The sequence below is a fragment of the Burkholderia sp. R-40 genome, assembly GCF_049942845.1.
Classification (GTDB): Bacteria; Pseudomonadota; Gammaproteobacteria; order Burkholderiales; family Burkholderiaceae; genus Burkholderia; species Burkholderia ambifaria.
On the sequence record NZ_CP187969.1, the window covers coordinates 440,726 to 455,891 of the forward strand.

Consider the following 15,166-nt stretch of genomic DNA (forward strand, 5'->3'; position numbering starts at 1 on the left):
TTTGCTCGATCCCGCGCGGCTGCCCGCGCTTGCGGCCGCCACCGCGCGCCAGCATCGGCTCGCCGTCGACGAGCGCTTGAGCGCGCTTCTCACGCACACGCTCGGCGTCTCTGCATTCGGCGTCGGCGCGCGCGATCTCGTGGACCCGGCGCGCGCCGCCATCGTGCGCCTGCGCTGGGGCATCGAAATGGCAGCGGTGCGCATCGACGTCGGACAGCACGCGGGGCTAGCGAGCGTGGCCGCATCGGACGAGCCCGCCAACGAGCCGCTGCGCCAGGCCGTGTGCGCCATTCTGCTCGAGCCGGTGCGACGCGCGCTGCAGGCGCTCGGGTTCGACGGCGTGGAAGTGCTCTCGCTCGAACGCGCCGCGCCGCAGACGCTGCGTGCGCCTTGCTGCGCGTTCACGTTCCGTGTGGGCGACGCACGCTTCGACGCAGCCATCGAGCATATCGACGGTGGCTGGCTCGACGCACTCGAGTCACTCGTGGCCCGCCAATGCACGCCGTTCGCCACGCACGTCAGCGAGATCGCCGTTCCCGGCCGGCTGCAGATCGGCGAGAAAACGATGAACGTGACGACGCTCGATTCGCTGCGCACGGGGGACGTCATCTTGCGTGCCGTACCCGAAGCCACCCGCGCGCTCTTCGCGAGCGTGCGCCCATCCGCCCCGATGCCAGTCGTCTGGGGCCGCTACGGGACGCGGCAACTGCGCGCCGTGGCAGACGTCACCCACCATCTGATGACCTTGAGCGAGGACCCCACCATGAGCCATGACACGCAGTTCAACGCGCCGCTTACCGATTCGATCGACACGCCCGTCGAAATCAGCCAGCTGGACCTGCCGCTGAAGCTCGAGATCGACACGGTTTCGATGCCGGTCGCCCAGCTCTCGGCGCTGCGCGCGGGCTACGTGCTCGAGCTTCCCACCGCGCTGCCCGATGCGCGCGTGCGGCTCGTCACCTACGGGCAGACGATCGGCTTCGGCGAACTCGTGAGCGTCGGCGATCATCTCGGCGTGCGTCTCGTTCAGCTGTCGCGCGGCCATGGTTCAGTTTAGCGATCTCACCGGGCTGCTGATCACCGTCGTCGCGATCAGCCTGATCCCGTTCGTCGCCATGGTCGCGACCTCGTACGCGAAGATCGTGGTCGTGCTCGGGCTGTTGCGCAACGCGCTCGGCGTGCAGCAGGTGCCGCCGAACATGGTGCTCAACGGCATCGCGGTCCTCGTCTCCGCTTACGTGATGGCGCCGATCGGCATGCAGGCCATGCAAACCATGCAAACCATGCACCGCACCCCCGGCAGCGATACGTCGCTCGTCGTGCTCGATGCCTTCGATGCGGCAAAGGAGCCGTTTCGCGCCTTTCTGAAGAAGCACGCGCACGAGCGCGAAAAGCGGTTCTTCGTGCGCTCGGCAACCGTGGTCTGGCCGAAGGACATGGCGGCGAAGATCCGTGAGGACGACCTCATCGTCCTCGCCCCGGCCTTCACGCTGACCGAGATGGCCGACGCCTTCAAGATCGGCTTCCTGCTGTACATCGCATTCATCGTCGTCGATCTCGTCATCGCCAACGTGCTGATGGCGATGGGCCTGAACCAGGTCCAGCCGACGAACGTCGCGATTCCGTTCAAGCTGCTCTTGTTCGTCGTCATGAGCGGCTGGTCGACATTGATTCACGGTCTTGTCATGACCTATCGCTGAGGCACGCGCCATGGAAACCGATACGCTCGTTCGCATCACCTCGCAGGGCCTGCTGCTCTGCCTGTCCGTCTCGATGCCGGTGGTGGCCGTCGCCGCGCTCTCCGGCCTCGCGATTTCGTTCGTGCAGGCCATCACGTCGATGCAGGACCAAAGCATCTCGTACGCGGTGAAGCTCGTGGCCGTCGTGGCCACCGTGCTCATCACCGGCGCCTGGGGCGCCGCCGCGATCCTGCGCTTCGCCAATCAGATCATCACGCTCGCGGTGCCATCATGAATTCGCCGATCCGCAACAACCACGGCCACCACGCCGCCGATCTCGCGCAGCAGGCGCAGGCCGGCGCCGAGCACATGGGGCAGCTGACCCAGGCGCGCGGCTTCACGGGCGTCAAGGTGCAGCACACGAAGATGCAGCGCGCGCGCATGCAGCACAACAAGATGCTCGCCGCCGCTTTCTACCGCGGCAAGCGTTTTGCCGAAGGCATGCACAAGCCGCCGCCCCCTTCCGCGCAAAAGCTGATGCGCCAGCTCGGCCAACGGCCGCGGCCGGCGGGCTCGGCGAAGGCGCAAGGCAAAGAGGCATCGGCTCGCGAACGGCCGGACGGCCAGCACGCGCTCGAGCCGAGGCACGAGCACGAACACCCGCACGAGCGCGAACGCGAGCACGACCAGGGTCGGCAGCAAAAGCAAGGACAGCAGCAAAAGCGCGAGCGCGATCAGCAACACGGCGACGGGCAGCAACAGCATCGCAACGGCCATGGGCACGATCGCGGCTCGAATCGGCAGGGCGAAGAGCACGGACAGGGGCAGCCGCAGCAGAATGCGCCGCGCGACGGGCAGCCTCGGCGCGACGGCCGTCAGTCCGGCGAAGGCCGCGACAAACCGCGCAAGTTCGCGATCGGCAAGGCGGGCCGGGCCAAGGCCGCCGCGCGCAGCCAGCCGCTCGCGGCCACGATGCAGCTGCTCGCGAAGCAAAGGCTCGGTGCGCCGGACTTGCCGGCCGAACTCGCGGCGGCGTGCACGAAGGAGGTGCTGAGGCTTGCCGCGCAGATCGAGCTGGGGCCCTTGCTGGCGGTGCCGATGCTGCTCGCGATGCGCTCGCCGATGGCGCTCCGGCGCAACGCTGCCCGGCTGCACGCGCACCGCCATGCGGCACTGATGCAAAGCGCCGCGACGCCGGGCAAGGCCGCCGCGGTGGCGGGGCTTCTCGGCGTATCGCTCGACAACACGCTCGCGCGCCAGAGCGCGGGCATCGAATACTCGTACGACGATCAATCGATCGCGGCAGTAAAGCAACGCATTCTCGACACGCAAGCCGCGCTGCCGGCCGGCGCGGCACAAGCCGGTGCCGCCGTCACGGGCGGCGCGATCGGTGGGCAAACCGGCGCCGCGCGGCAAGGGGCGGCCAAGCCCACGGCCGGCGCTTCGGATAAGACGTTCGAAGTTCGCATGGCGCCGGCTGCGCCAACGGCAAAGCCCTAAACTGATTTTGACGGTCAAGGCCCGGCGGCCCGATGCGCGAAGCAGCAAAACGCCGGAGCGGCGACCAGCAAGCGCAACCGCAACCGCATGACCCACGGCACGACCCACGTCGGATACACGGATACCACGATCATGAAAGCGCTTCGAGTACTGACCGGCACCCACGCCGGAGCCCAGGTCCGGCTCACGAGCGGCACCTACCGGATCGGCGCGACCGAGCACCCGGATGTCTGCATCAGCGACTGGACGGTCGAGGACATCGAGCTTTGCGTGGGCGAGGACGGTGTGGCGCGGATCCGCTCGGCGAACGGCGATGAGGTGCTCGTGGCGGACTTCGTGGCCGTGCCGTTCGGCGATGTCGTGTTGTGCGTGGGCCCCGATGGCGAAGACTGGCCGCGCGATCTCGATTTGCTGGCGGGCCTCTGGAAGACGGCCGAGCCGCCTGCCGCCGACACCGCGGCGGAGGCCGACGCGGATGGAGACGCGCCGGATCGGGACCCGGCCCATGCGGACGAACCCGGCGCCGGCCATGCGCCGGCCGCATCGCCCAAGGTGCCGTGGCGCACGGCCGTGCTGGCGCTCGCGTGCACCGCTGCGATCGGCGGCATCGCCGTGACCGGTGTGATGTTCGCGGGCACGCAGTCGAGCGAAGCGGCGAGCGTGAGGTTCGACGCCGACGCGCTCTCACGGCAGTTGCAGGAGGCCCTGCACCGCGAAGGCCTCGGCGATCTGCAGGCAATCGCACGCAAGGACAGTGTGGCGGTGCGCGGCATCGTGACGAGCGCCGACGAAAGCGCGAAGGCGCAGCGGATCATGGACAGCCTCGCGCGCGGCAAGGTGCGGCGCGAATACGACGTCGCGCAGCAAGACGTGGACAACATCCAGCAGTCGCTCGCCGGCACGGGCGCGGCAGTGAGTTACCAAGGCCACGGCATCTTCCGCGTGAGCGGCAGCGTGCAGTCGATGACGACCTTCCGCACGCTGATAGCAGGTGTCAGGGCCGACCTCGGCGACAACGTCAAGCGCGTCGACGTCGATGTCAAGGAAGCGCAGGCGCTCGCGCCCGATGTCGAGTACACGGCGGTGATCGCCACGGGCGGGCTGCGTTACATCGAGACGCCCGACGGCACGAAACATCTGTTCGCGGGCAGCAAGGACGAAGCAAACAATTGACCTCGACCACCAAAGGAACCGACATGTACGACGCATTGCTTCCCATCGCGCAGGATCTGAACGCGCTGGATGCCACGCTCTCGGCGCCCGACGGCGCGCAACGGGTCGCGCGCATCGCGGCGGCCTTCGACGAAACCGCGCGCCGGATCAGTACGGCCACGCAGTCCGCGGCCGACGAGCGCGAGCGGCTCGATCTGCAAAAGCTCTATCGCGGGATGATCGCGGCGCGCCGCATCGTGCTCACGCTGCAGGAGCGCCACAGCGCCCGTGGCGCGGCGCTTTGACGGCATCCGCGGCGATACGGAAGACGGTTGAACAGTTTGCAGTTGCAGTATCCGGCTGCGCGTCAGCCGGTCCGGACCGGCGGCCACCACGGCCAAGGGCCTTTTACCGAAGCATCAGGCATCAACCAACAGCAGTGCTTTTTCCATCACTTTCTTGTTAAGGGGAATACATCATGTCTTCATCGATCGGAAGCTCGGGCGTCTCGCAAGCTGGTGCACAAAACGCCGACATGGTCGGCCAGATGCAGGCCATGGCCAACCAGAACAACGCCATGACGATGGCCGCCATGCAGATCAACATGCAGCAGCAGGAAACGTCGGCACTCGCGTCCGTCGGCAACAACGGCGCGAAGAACATCGCCGACGCCGCGAAGGGCCAGTAAGCCACTCGCCTTGCCGCAGTCCGTTTGCGCGAGGGGCACGAAAGCGGAAAGCCCGGCTTTCCGGCTACGTGCCCCCGCTTTTTTGCAAGCGGGCCGCCCTATTTTCGCCGGAGATTGCCGCCCATGAGCAGGGAACGTTTCGTCGAGTTGATTCACGAGGTTTGCGCGGTGGTCGGGCTGCCCGACGCCGAGTATGTCGTCGAGACGCAAACGCTCGAGATCGAAGGGTTCGACGTCCATCTCGACCACCACGAGACCGATCCCGATTCGGTCTATGTCAGCTTTCATTACGGCGCCGTCACACCCGGCCGGTCGCTCGTCGTTTTCCGGCTCATGCTCGAGGCCAACCTGCTCGTCTACGCGCACGACCAGGCGCAACTGTGCCTCGAATCCGATACGGGCAACGTCGTGCTGCTCGTCCATCTGCCGATGGGCCCGACGATCACCGGCGATTATCTCGCCGATCTCTTCTCGCACTACGCCGAACACGGCCGCTACTGGCAAAACAACATCCTCGAATCGCCCGACGAAATGTTCGAGGGCATCGCGTCGGGCAATTTCATGTGGCTGCGGGCGTAAGCCCGGTGAGCGCAAGCGCGCGTCAGGCAACGGGCGCATCCGCGCGCGCATCGATGCGGGGCCGGCCGCCGCATCCGTTCGTACACGGCACGTCGCTTCACACTCGCGCCATCGCGGGCGCTCGCCCGATCGGCGCTATGCTGCCACGCGCGGTATCAGCAAGACGAGGCGGCGGCGCATGCCCCCCTCTCCCGCACCGCCGGCATCGGTATCGTCCGCGCGACGCGCGACATCGCCCCTGTGCCGCGCCGGTCCCTCGATGACGAGGCACTCGCCCGGCGCCAGGCTTTCGTCGACGGCCCGATAGCCGCGCGCATCGCGGGGGCGCCCGAGTTCCACGCGCAAGCCGATACGCGGCATCGACGCGGCGCCTTCGACCGTCGGTGCAATCGACAGCCAGAGATCGCCGGCGCCGTCATCGGGCCGGTCATCCTCATCGCGGCGTGCGAGACGTGCCTCGTGGCGGTCGATGACGGCCGGCGAGCGGTCGTGCGTCAGCGCCGTTTGCGACACCTGGATTTCGGCGCGGCCGTTCCTGGCCAATGCCTTGAGCTGCGCGAGCAGCGCGCGGCCGCCGTCGGGCGCGATACCTGCATCGCGGTGTTCGCGCGCGTCCGCCGTCGCCTGCGCCGCGCCTGCCCCGTCGGCCATGGCCGGCGGCAGCGCGGGCCGCAACGCGTCGAGTGCGTCGCCGTCGACATCCACCACCCACGTTTGGACCGATACGAGCTGCGCACGCACGTCCAGGCTGGCGACGAGCGCGCCGTCGGCGTCGATGCGCTCGGCGCGATCGCGTATCAGGATGGAATTCGTGGTCGCATCCGCTTCGATCGCCGGCAACGCCGCATCGAACTCGACGATCCGCGGTGCATCGGAAACGGCGGTCCCGCTCGCCACGGCCGGGCGCTCGAAACGGCGCCGCAAGAGCGTGGCCACACCGGGCACGACGAGCGTGCGGCCATCGACCACGCGCGTTTCGTCCGCGGCATTCGCGGCACTCAGGCGAAACACCCGCACGGACAAACGCACGCGCTTTTGCGCGTCGAGCTCGAAGCGCGCGGCCGCGGCACGAATACGCTCCACGTAGGTCGCTGGCCCGCGCACGTTCACCGTTTGCGCGGCGGCATCCACCGCCAACGGGAAGTGCGTATCGGCAAGACCTGCCTGCTCGAGCGACGCACGCAGCGCATTCGCAGAAAGGAAGTGAGGCCGGATGGCGATATGCGCCTGCTCGTTCGCGGGCGACACATGCAGGACCGCACCGTCGTAGTACCAGACGAATCCGTACGAACGGCTCATGACATCGAGAAAGCGCTGCGGCGGCATGGCGAAACGGCCGCTCACGACACCCTCCACTTGACCGTCGATACGCAGGGCAACGTGCTGCCCCGCTGCGAAGGCATTCAGGACCTCCGCGAGGCCCGCGCCGTTCGTCACGTAGACGAAGCGGGCGCCGGGGCCGCCGGCCCACTCCATGCTCGCCGCCTGCGCATGCACGGCGGCCGCGCAGGCGAAGGCAGCGACGGCGCCGCGCGCGAGCGCTCGCATTCGTGCCGCGCTCATGCGGCGCCTTCCGGCGACGCACCGGCGCCCGACGCACCGGCGCCCGACGCATCGGCGCCCGACGCACCGGCGCCCGACTGATCCACATCCGGCTTGAGGGTCAGGCGGTAACCCGTCGCATAGACCGATTGCACGGTCCAGCCGACGCCGGCCGCCTTCAGGCTCGCACGCAGGCGGCTCACGTACATGTCGACGGAGCGGCTTTGCACGGCCGCATCCCAGCCCCAGACCACGCTCATCAGATCCTGCCTCAGCACGACGGCGCCCGTGTGCCGGGCGAGATGCCAGAGAATGTCGAACTCCTTGGTGCCGAGCTTGTGCGCCACGCCCGCCACCACGAGCGAGCGCGCCGGCTGATCGAGCGCGCATTCGCCGTCGACGAACATCTTGCGGCCCTGCACGTTCATCGGCGCGAAGCGCCGCAGCAGGGCGCGCATGCGCGCGAGCAGCACCTGCCTGTCGTAGGGCTTCACGAGATAGTCGTCGGCACCCGCATCGAGTATGCGCACGATGTCGGACTCCGCCGAGTGCACGGTCTGAAAAATCACGGGCATGATCGATTGCGAGCGGCTGCGGATCTTTTGCAGCAGCTTGTCGCCGGAAACGCCCGGGAGGTCCCAGTCGAGAATCGCGAGATCGGCCCACTGCTCCGAGAGAAATTGCTGCGCGTCGAGCCCGCTGTGAAAAGCGTCGATGTGGTAGCCCTCGCTCTTGAGCCAGGAATGAATGAGCGCGTGGTGCGCGACGTCGTCCTCGACGAACAGAATGCGTACCGGTTTGCCTGCAAGCGATTTCATTGTGAACCTTTGGTTCTGACGGCCGCGCGGGAGCCGGCGCCCGCTCCGCGCAACGCGTGCCAAACGAATACGGGCCGCGCTCTGACGCCTCACTCGCGGCCCGCCGCGCGCAACGCGCGGTCGGCATCGACGAGCGATGTCGCGTGCGGCTTCGCGGCGACAGGATTCAGGCACGGCAGGCGCAGCACGAACATGGTACCGCCTTGTCCGTTGAGCTCGGCGTAAAGCGCGCCGCCGTGCATGCCGACGATCTGCACGGCGAGCTTGAGCCCGAGACCGAAGCCCGCTGCCGTCCGCTTGCCGAGCTTCTCGAAGTCGGTCAGCCGATCGCCCTCGACGAGACCCGGCAGCCCGCCCGCGCGATCGTGGACGACCACCTCGGCGAAACCGTCGGCCTGCCGGACCGACACCGTCACCGCCTCGCCGCGCGGCGACGCGCGAACGGCATTGTCGATGACGTTCTGGACGGCGCGCGCCACGAAGTTGCGCATGCCGCTCACCCAGAGCGGCGCGCTGTCGGGCAGCCACAAGTGTAGCGCGACGCCGCAATAGACGGCGGTGACCTCCAGCTGCGAGATGATCTGGCGCAGCGTCGCGCGCAGATCGAACCGTTTGAAGTCGCGCGCCTGCAAATGCTCGGTCACCGACGAGAAGATGAACTGCTCGCCGAGCGACAGCACGTACTGCGCGAGCGAGGTGATCTGCTGCATGCCACCGCAGCGCTCGAACGCGTCGGGGTCGCTCGCATCGAGCTGCGTGAGCGCGCTGATCGAATTGAGCGGCGAGCGCAGATCGTGCAGCAAAAAGCGCAGCGACATGGCCCGCTCGTCGAGCGAGCGCGCGAACGGCGTCACGTCCGTCACGGCGATGACGGATTCGCCCATCCCCGCACCGGCGCACGCACCGGCGGGGCCCGCCTGAATCCAGAAGGTCGAATCGTCCACGCGTACCTCGCGGCCCGCTTCGAGATCGCGCAGCCGCGGCACGTCCGTCATCTCGAAGCGCTCGCTCAGCGCCACGCTGAAATCGACGCCCGCGGGCAGCGTCATCGCCAGCATCTCGAGCGCGCGCGCGTTCGCGTGAACGACCGCGCCCGCGCGATCGAGCACGATCACCCCGCACGGCAGCCCGTGCAGCGTACCGCGCAGGCGGCGCGCGTCGTCGTCGGACAGGCGGCGATCGGCGGCGCCCTCGCCGCACGCGTCGGCGGGCACGCCCGATTGAGTGGGCCGCGGCTCGGACTGCTCCCCGGGCTGCGCGCCGGACAGCGAATGCGGCTGAGCATCGAATTCGTTCACATGGCCTCCTGCATTCCCCGGTGCGGGCGGTTGCGGTGAATCACGGCGAGATGACGCGCGGCGACAGCAGGAAGAGCCGCTCCATGTGGCTCTTCTGGCGGCTGTCGGTCCTGAAGAGCGCGCCGATCAACGGAATCTTCGAGAGCCCGGGCACCCCGGTCACGCCCATCGTCGCGCTGTCCGCGCGATAGCCGGCGATGAGCAGCGCCTGCCCCTCCTCGATGAACGCCTGCGTGTTGATCGTGCTGTTCTGGATCACCGGCAGGTTGCTGACCGTCCGATCGGTGAGTTGGCCGTCCTGAATCGCCACGTCGAGCTTGATACGCGTGCGCCCGTCCTCCTCCACGACCATCGGCAGCACACGCAGCGAGATGCCCGTCGACACGCTGTAGAGGTCGCCCGACGTGTATCCCGACACCGGCACGAAAAACTGCGTCTGGTTGTCCATCACGGCCTCGATGTTGTTGAGCGTGACGACCTTCGGGCTCGCGTCGATCTTGGCGGCCTTCGTCTCCTGCAGCGCCGAGATGCGTGCCATCAGATAGCGGCCGGCGTCGCCGAGCACCGCGGCCACCGATGCGCCCACGGGCGTTGCCGCCGCGAGCACGTTGCCCGCCAGCGCCGTCTGGCCGAAGTTCTGCGAGAGCGTGCCGTTGTAGGTGCTCTGTCCGAGCGTGCCGGTACCGGTCTGCACGTCGATGTGGCTGTTGTGCGCGGTCCAGTCGACGCCGAGCTGACGCAGCGCGTCGTCGTCGATCTCGATGATGTGCGCCTCGATCTCGATCAGTTGCGGTTTGACGTCGAGGCGATCGATCAGTTTGCCGTACTGATCCATCCGGTCGGCCGTATCGCGAATCACGACGGAGTTCGTGCGCTGGTCCGCGACGATGACGGGCAGTTGATCGTCGCTCGCCGGCGCCGTGCTCGTGTTCTGCGGCGGCGGCGGCTCGCCCACCGCCGCCGCCACGGCCGGCGACGGCTGCCCGGTGAGCCCGGCGAACATGCCCTTGCCGGCCGCGCCCGACGGCACCGGCGGCGGAATGTACGGGCCGTTGTAGGCATTGCCGTTCACGTCGTTGATCGGCGTGTTGCGCTTCACGCCGCCCGCCGGGCGGCCGCCCTCGCCCTCGCCGCGCTTGTCGGCGGCCTTGGCCGCGTGCGGGTGGTAGATGCCGTTGAGTACGGCCACCACGCCCTGCAGCGTGACCTGCCGGCCGTCGATGGGCACCGTGCGGTCGTGCGCCCACGCGTGAAAGAGCGGAAAGACGCGTACCTGCGTGCCGCTTCGATGCGCCGCGTTGTTGTCGAGCCGCGAGGCCACGTTCGTCACCATCTGCACGTAGCGAGGCGGCCCGCTCACGAGCGCCGTGCCCTGCGCGCTGTCGTAGACGATCGGAAAGCGCTCGTCGGAGATGCGCAGGCGCTCGAGCGCATCGCGCAGCGCGCCCGTATCGGCCGAATCGAGCTTCACGAGCGTGCTCTGCAGTTCGGCGGCCGTCGTGATGTCGAGCACTTCGCCGTCGTAGTACCACACGAAGCCGAACGACGACGCGAGCGTATCGAGAAAGCGCCGCGGCGGCAGATGGAACTTGCCGCTCACGGTGCCGCTCACATCGGCGGCGATGCGCGTGGGGATGCCCTGGCTCGCGCCGAAGTCGCGCAGCACATCCTTGATGTCCTTGCCCTGCGCTTCGTAATCGACGATCGACGCCTTCCAGCGCACGGCCGCCGCCTCGGCGACGGGGGCCGTCGCCCCGAATGCGAGCGCGGCGGCGAGGGCCACGGTGCCTAGTCGGCGAGCCCAGTTCATGACGCGCTGCCTGCGATGAAACGTACGCGGCGCCGCCCGGTGCTTCTCCGACACATAGACAAAGTTTTCATGTAAGTTCCGACTATCTTTCATAGGAAGGGCATTGACGATGAACGTTCCGAGTCACGAACGTCGCGACCTGACGCGCGAGATTCTCGAATTGATCGACCTGCGGCAGACTTTCACCGACATCCATATCGAGCAGGACCGGCCGATCATGATCAAGGCGCCGCGCGGCTGGCTCGCCGTCGGCGAGGAGCCCGTGCTCCACGACGAAATGCTGCCCACGCTGGCCTCGATCGAACCGGACTGGGAGGCGCTGCTTCAGCACGGCGCGATCGATCGCCCGTTCGTGCTCACGCGCTGCCGCCTTCGCTGCAACATCTACCGCACCAATGGCGGCCGCAAGCTCGTCATCTCGATCCGCCGCCTGCCGCTGCAGCCGCTCGCGCTCGACAAGCTCGGCCTGCCCGCCTACGTGCGTTCGATGATCGACAGCGCCAAGGGGCTGATCCTCGTGACGGGCCCGACCGGCTCGGGAAAGACGACGACCATCGCCTCGCTGCTCGAGCACATCAACCGCACGCGCAACAGCCACATCGTCACGATCGAAGAGCCGATCGAATACGAACTCGAGGGCCGCACGTCGATCGTCTCGCAGCGGCAAGTGCCCACCGACACGCCGAGCTTCTCGGCCGGCCTGCGCGAGGCGCTGCGGCAAAAACCCGACGTCATCATGGTGGGCGAGGTGCGCGACCCCGAGACGGCGGAGACGGCGCTGCAGGCCGGCGAATCGGGCCACCTCGTGCTCGCGACGATGCATACGGGCAGCGCGATCGGCACGCTCACGCGGCTGCTGTCGTTTTTTCCGGCCGAGCAGCGGGAGCGCTATGCGGCCGCGCTCGCGAACTGCCTCATCGGCGTGATCTGCCAATGCCTCGTGCCGACGGAGGATGGCGAAAACTTCGTGCTCGCGAGCGAACTGCTCTTCAACAACAATCAGCAGATCAGCGGCCTGCTGACCGATCCGGGCAAGCTGCCGTACCTTGCCGAGTTCATGAAGCGCAAGGAAGACAACATGTCGCGCATGCTCAACGACCACCTCTTCAGCCTCGTATCGAAGCAGCAATGCCTGCCGCGCGACGTGCTGCGCGCGACCTACAACCGGCTCGAGCTGCACGAAATGCTGCAGACGCTCGCGCCGCACTGAGCCCGCGCAAAGGCGGTGCCGGCGCAATGGCGCCGCTTGCGCCGGTCGCGCCGTGCGTGGCGGTGCTGCGAAGATGTGCGGTGTCGATGGGCTCACGGTCGGGCGCTCAGTAGTAGGAGTTGATCGTCCAGCCCGCCGCGACGGGCGTGTTCCAGACCGTCTGGCCGGACTCCCCGCAAAAGCTGCTGACCCACGGCGTCGTGATACCGGCGTACGTCGCCCAGTTCGTCGTCACGACGATCGTATAGGTGCCAGGCGTGCCCGCCTGGGACAGCGCGTTGTTGATCCCGCCCGAATCGTCCTGAAGCGTCGGCGTCTGGCTCTCCGTATGCCCGAGGTTGTGGTTGCCGCTGTCGGTGATGTCGATGCTCTGCGAGAGCTGCGCCCGGTTTCCGGTGGGGCCGTTGCACATGCCGTCGTTCAAGTGCGCCCAGGTGGACGCGACGATGATCCCCGGCTTGGTGAGGTTGACGGTCGTCCTGAACGTATACGAGTACGTACCGTTGCTGCCGTTGTACGAATAGGCGCCCGATTGGAAGTTCGTCGCCGGCTGGCCCGTGCAGGCCGAGTAATCGCCCGCGCCGTTCGGGTTGGCCATCACGAGCTGACAGCCCGTGAGCGATGACGCCGGCTCGATTTCGCTTTGCGTTTGCCACTTGCCGCCGCGGCACGACAGCACGCGCCCGTTCGCATCGGTGGAGACGAGCGTCGTGCTCGCCGACGCGGGGGCGATGGCCGAATTCTGCGGCGCGGGCGGACATGGGTCGCCGACGTTGTGCGCGTTGCCGAGCGCGAGATTGCCCGCTTCGTCCACCGCCAGCGCCTGCCATGTGGCGCCGTTGTACGCATAGGCCCGATTCGTCGCGGTGGTGAGCCGCACGTCGCCCTGATGCGCGGCAACGCCCCCGAGCGCCGCTTCGTCGGCCACCGGTTCGCGCCAGTGATAGGCCGCCTGCGGCACCCAGAGGTTCTGCGTTCCATCGCAATTCAGGACGTTGCCCGAAGAGTCGGCCGCGATGGCGCCGGGCTGCGTGCAGGCGGCATAGTCGATCTGCCGCGCGAGCACGATCGGCACTTGCATCGTGTTCGCCTGCGGATTGCCCGGCACGGCCACGCGGTACAGATAGTCGACGTTCTGCGCCTGCGTGCCGTCGTAGAAAATCAGGCTCGCCAGATGTCCCGTGCCCGTTTTCGCGCTTGTGCAGGATGTATTCGCCGGGTTGGGCGCATCGATCTTCCAGGTGCCGAAGGCGCCGATGGCCGCGCCGATCGCATTGTTCGCCGCCTGGATCGAACCGCCGCCCGGGCCGGCGTTCGCCGCGATGTAGCCGAGTTCGGGATCGGGAATGATCCGGCCGCCCTCCGTGACGAGCAGCGCCTGCAACGCCACCGGGTTGGCGCCGCCCGGAGCCGCGTAGACGAGCAGGCACGGCGCCTGACCATACGGGTTCGTGCCGCTCAACGCATTCGACAGGTAGGTCGACAGCTGATACGTCGAGCCGGTCATTTTCGCGATCACCGGCGAGGTAGTCGTGGCCTGGGCCGCGAGCGCCGTGTAGTTCTGTTGAATGAGCCGCGTGGCAGCCGCCGTCAGCTGCGACTGATAAAGCGCGGCCTGCTGCGCGCGCGTATCGTCGAGCGACGAGTTCGTGAGCGTGACGACGCCCGCCATCATCAATGCGGCGAGCGCAAGCACGGCCAGCATCTCCACCATCGTGAAGCCGGACATGCGGCGAGCCGGCCGCACGCGGGGGCCGGGGCGCCGCATGCCGTTGCGGGCAAGGGTACGGGTGCGCTCAGTCATACGCTTGCGCCATCCATACCGGCATGCCGTTCGGGATCGTGTTCGCCAATGCGGCCGGCAGCGGCACGGCCGGGTTGCCGGGGGACACGAGGTTGGCGCCGAGCGCCACGCCGGCCAGCGCGCTGCCCTGCGCAATCTGCTCGATGCCGTCGACCGCGGCCGCGGCCGACGCCGACGCCGACGCCGCATAGACCACGACCAGGCTGCCCGCATAGCCGGTATTGGGCTGGACGTAGTTCCGCCACACCGGATTGGGAACGGTCGCCCCGAGGTAGGGCGCGAGGCTCGCCGCCGGCACGCTGCCGGCGAACGACGGGTTGGCGCGCGCGAAGGCCACCACGGCCTGCCGGTAGGCGCTCATGTTCGCCGCGAGCGCCATCGCCGACGGCGCGAGCGGTGCCGGCGCCGCCTCGGCGCCGAGCAGCGCGTAGGCACCGGTAAGCATCGCGAAGGCGGCGACGATCCAGATCAGGAACATGGCGGGCGGCTCGTGGCGTCAATCGGAGCGAAGGCCGATACTCGGGCCTCGATCAGGCGGAGGTCCAGATGATGGTCTTCGCACCACCGGCACACGCTGCCTGAGCGGCGGCGGGCGTGACCGGCACGGTTTGCGCCGAGCCGCCGATCGAGACGGCTGTCCAGGTTCCGCCAGCAGATGCCGCGTTGATGCATACGTCCGTCGGCACGGAATCGAATTCGATCGTGAATGTACCGGTGCCAGCGCTCGTAACGGTTACTGCGCCACCCCAGGCATCGGTGACGGTATTTGCCGCGGTGTCGATGACGAGCGTAGTCGGGATGATGCCCGCGGCAATGGCGACGGTCGTCGTCAGCCCGGTGTAGCCGTTGGTCTGCCCCATATACAGCTTCTTGACGCCGGTTTGGATGGCCGTCACCTGCTCGGCCGTCTGATTCGACGAAGCACTGCCGAATGCGCCGCGCAGCAGCGCAATGGCACCGATGACGACGATCGCGGCGATCCCGAGATAGGCGATCGCCTCGAGCAGGGTGGCGCCACGCTGCATGCACCGCGACCCACGGCTGCCCACCCTGGCGCGAATCGATGCGACGGTCTTGACATTCATG

At 67.9% G+C, this 15,166-nt stretch carries 17 protein-coding genes; 9 read left to right on the forward strand and 8 right to left on the reverse strand.

Annotated elements, in window-relative coordinates:
- The first annotated feature begins 1 nt into the window (after nt 1).
- The 3 genes from sctQ to sctS are packed head-to-tail and all read left to right on the forward strand — an operon-like array spanning nt 2 to nt 1,974.
- The gene (gene sctQ / locus ACP26O_RS30760; RefSeq protein WP_244099008.1) at nt 2-1,057 is read left to right on the forward strand and encodes a type III secretion system cytoplasmic ring protein SctQ; all 1,056 of its coding nucleotides are present in this window, start codon (nt 2-4) and stop codon (nt 1,055-1,057) included.
- Nucleotides 1,044-1,700: a type III secretion system export apparatus subunit SctR gene (gene sctR, locus ACP26O_RS30765; protein WP_006750699.1), complete on the forward strand. Its 657-nt coding sequence runs from the start codon at nt 1,044-1,046 to the stop codon at nt 1,698-1,700. Before sctQ ends, sctR begins: the two co-directional genes overlap by 14 nt.
- Nucleotides 1,701-1,710: 10 nt before the next feature.
- Complete coding sequence (sctS, locus tag ACP26O_RS30770) at nt 1,711-1,974, forward strand: type III secretion system export apparatus subunit SctS (RefSeq protein WP_011660754.1); 264 nt, start codon at nt 1,711-1,713, stop codon at nt 1,972-1,974.
- On the opposite strand, the gene ACP26O_RS30775 is transcribed toward sctS, so the two are convergent.
- Nucleotides 1,944-2,672 carry a hypothetical protein gene (locus ACP26O_RS30775; protein WP_244099007.1) on the reverse strand — a complete coding sequence of 243 codons (729 nt, stop codon included), beginning with the start codon at nt 2,670-2,672 and terminating at the stop codon, nt 1,944-1,946. The two genes, sctS and ACP26O_RS30775, sit on opposite strands and share 31 nt — an antisense overlap.
- Between ACP26O_RS30775 and ACP26O_RS30780 the strand changes: the two genes are divergently transcribed.
- The 5 genes from ACP26O_RS30780 (at nt 2,652) to ACP26O_RS30800 (ending at nt 5,598) form a co-directional block, all read left to right on the forward strand.
- Nucleotides 2,652-3,179, forward strand: coding sequence for a hypothetical protein (locus tag ACP26O_RS30780; protein ID WP_244103704.1), 528 nt, complete (start codon nt 2,652-2,654; stop codon nt 3,177-3,179). The two genes, ACP26O_RS30775 and ACP26O_RS30780, sit on opposite strands and share 21 nt — an antisense overlap.
- Nucleotides 3,180-3,311: 132 nt before the next feature.
- Nucleotides 3,312-4,352 (forward strand): HrpD5 family protein, encoded by a 1,041-nt coding sequence (gene hrpD5 / locus ACP26O_RS30785; RefSeq protein ID WP_244099005.1) that lies wholly within the window; start codon nt 3,312-3,314, stop codon nt 4,350-4,352.
- 23 nt (nt 4,353-4,375) lie between these two features.
- Entirely contained in the window at nt 4,376-4,636 is a 261-nt protein-coding gene (locus ACP26O_RS30790) for a hypothetical protein (RefSeq protein ID WP_011660757.1), read from the forward strand.
- 173 nt (nt 4,637-4,809) lie between these two features.
- Nucleotides 4,810-5,019, forward strand: a complete 210-nt coding sequence (locus tag ACP26O_RS30795) for a hypothetical protein (protein WP_011660758.1) — start codon at nt 4,810-4,812, stop codon at nt 5,017-5,019.
- Between the two features lie 123 nt (nt 5,020-5,142).
- Nucleotides 5,143-5,598, forward strand: coding sequence for a CesT family type III secretion system chaperone (locus ACP26O_RS30800; RefSeq protein ID WP_011660759.1), 456 nt, complete (start codon nt 5,143-5,145; stop codon nt 5,596-5,598).
- Nucleotides 5,599-5,733: 135 nt separating this feature from the next.
- On the opposite strand, the gene ACP26O_RS30805 is transcribed toward ACP26O_RS30800, so the two are convergent.
- From ACP26O_RS30805 to sctC, 4 genes are all read right to left on the reverse strand, one after another.
- The gene (locus tag ACP26O_RS30805) at nt 5,734-7,161 is read right to left on the reverse strand and encodes a secretin N-terminal domain-containing protein (protein WP_175664543.1); all 1,428 of its coding nucleotides are present in this window, start codon (nt 7,159-7,161) and stop codon (nt 5,734-5,736) included.
- Entirely contained in the window at nt 7,158-7,958 is an 801-nt protein-coding gene (locus ACP26O_RS30810; protein WP_175664777.1) for a response regulator transcription factor, read from the reverse strand. Before ACP26O_RS30810 ends, ACP26O_RS30805 begins: the two co-directional genes overlap by 4 nt.
- Before the next feature lie 89 nt (nt 7,959-8,047).
- On the reverse strand, nt 8,048-9,256 hold the full coding sequence (locus tag ACP26O_RS30815) for a PAS domain-containing sensor histidine kinase (RefSeq protein ID WP_175664542.1): 1,209 nt from the start codon (nt 9,254-9,256) through the stop codon (nt 8,048-8,050).
- 40 nt (nt 9,257-9,296) lie between these two features.
- A complete protein-coding gene (gene sctC / locus ACP26O_RS30820; RefSeq protein ID WP_175664541.1) occupies nt 9,297-11,066 on the reverse strand; it encodes a type III secretion system outer membrane ring subunit SctC in 1,770 nt (589 codons plus the stop codon).
- Nucleotides 11,067-11,175: 109 nt separating this feature from the next.
- Here sctC and ACP26O_RS30825 point away from each other — a divergent pair, with 109 nt between their 5' ends.
- Nucleotides 11,176-12,276 (forward strand): type IV pilus twitching motility protein PilT, encoded by a 1,101-nt coding sequence (locus ACP26O_RS30825; protein WP_006750710.1) that lies wholly within the window; start codon nt 11,176-11,178, stop codon nt 12,274-12,276.
- Nucleotides 12,277-12,382: 106 nt separating this feature from the next.
- Here ACP26O_RS30825 and pilV read toward each other — a convergent pair whose 3' ends face one another.
- From pilV to ACP26O_RS30840, 3 genes are read right to left on the reverse strand one after another with little or no spacing between them, the layout of a single operon-like run.
- On the reverse strand, nt 12,383-14,080 hold the full coding sequence (gene pilV / locus ACP26O_RS30830; protein WP_175664540.1) for a shufflon system plasmid conjugative transfer pilus tip adhesin PilV: 1,698 nt from the start codon (nt 14,078-14,080) through the stop codon (nt 12,383-12,385).
- Nucleotides 14,073-14,558, reverse strand: coding sequence for a type IV pilus biogenesis protein PilM (gene pilM, locus ACP26O_RS30835; RefSeq protein ID WP_175664539.1), 486 nt, complete (start codon nt 14,556-14,558; stop codon nt 14,073-14,075). Before pilM ends, pilV begins: the two co-directional genes overlap by 8 nt.
- Nucleotides 14,559-14,610: 52 nt before the next feature.
- Nucleotides 14,611-15,165: a type 4 pilus major pilin gene (locus ACP26O_RS30840; RefSeq protein WP_175664538.1), complete on the reverse strand. Its 555-nt coding sequence runs from the start codon at nt 15,163-15,165 to the stop codon at nt 14,611-14,613.
- Nucleotide 15,166: the final 1 nt, after the last annotated feature.

Bases quoted from the DNA above. Each gene is read 5' to 3' on its own strand.
- sctR (WP_006750699.1), top strand. From the start codon at position 1,044: ATGGTTCAGTTTAGCGATCTCACCGGGCTGCTGATCACCGTCGTCGCG.
- sctS (WP_011660754.1), top strand. From the start codon at position 1,711: ATGGAAACCGATACGCTCGTTCGCATCACCTCGCAGGGCCTGCTGCTC.
- ACP26O_RS30780 (WP_244103704.1), top strand. From the start codon at position 2,652: ATGCAGCTGCTCGCGAAGCAAAGGCTCGGTGCGCCGGACTTGCCGGCC.
- hrpD5 (WP_244099005.1), top strand. From the start codon at position 3,312: ATGAAAGCGCTTCGAGTACTGACCGGCACCCACGCCGGAGCCCAGGTC.
- ACP26O_RS30790 (WP_011660757.1), top strand. From the start codon at position 4,376: ATGTACGACGCATTGCTTCCCATCGCGCAGGATCTGAACGCGCTGGAT.
- ACP26O_RS30795 (WP_011660758.1), top strand. From the start codon at position 4,810: ATGTCTTCATCGATCGGAAGCTCGGGCGTCTCGCAAGCTGGTGCACAA.
- ACP26O_RS30800 (WP_011660759.1), top strand. From the start codon at position 5,143: ATGAGCAGGGAACGTTTCGTCGAGTTGATTCACGAGGTTTGCGCGGTG.
- ACP26O_RS30805 (WP_175664543.1), bottom strand. From the start codon at position 7,161: ATGAGCGCGGCACGAATGCGAGCGCTCGCGCGCGGCGCCGTCGCTGCC.
- ACP26O_RS30810 (WP_175664777.1), bottom strand. From the start codon at position 7,958: ATGAAATCGCTTGCAGGCAAACCGGTACGCATTCTGTTCGTCGAGGAC.
- sctC (WP_175664541.1), bottom strand. From the start codon at position 11,066: ATGAACTGGGCTCGCCGACTAGGCACCGTGGCCCTCGCCGCCGCGCTC.
- ACP26O_RS30825 (WP_006750710.1), top strand. From the start codon at position 11,176: ATGAACGTTCCGAGTCACGAACGTCGCGACCTGACGCGCGAGATTCTC.
- pilV (WP_175664540.1), bottom strand. From the start codon at position 14,080: ATGACTGAGCGCACCCGTACCCTTGCCCGCAACGGCATGCGGCGCCCC.
- pilM (WP_175664539.1), bottom strand. From the start codon at position 14,558: ATGTTCCTGATCTGGATCGTCGCCGCCTTCGCGATGCTTACCGGTGCC.
- ACP26O_RS30840 (WP_175664538.1), bottom strand. From the start codon at position 15,165: ATGAATGTCAAGACCGTCGCATCGATTCGCGCCAGGGTGGGCAGCCGT.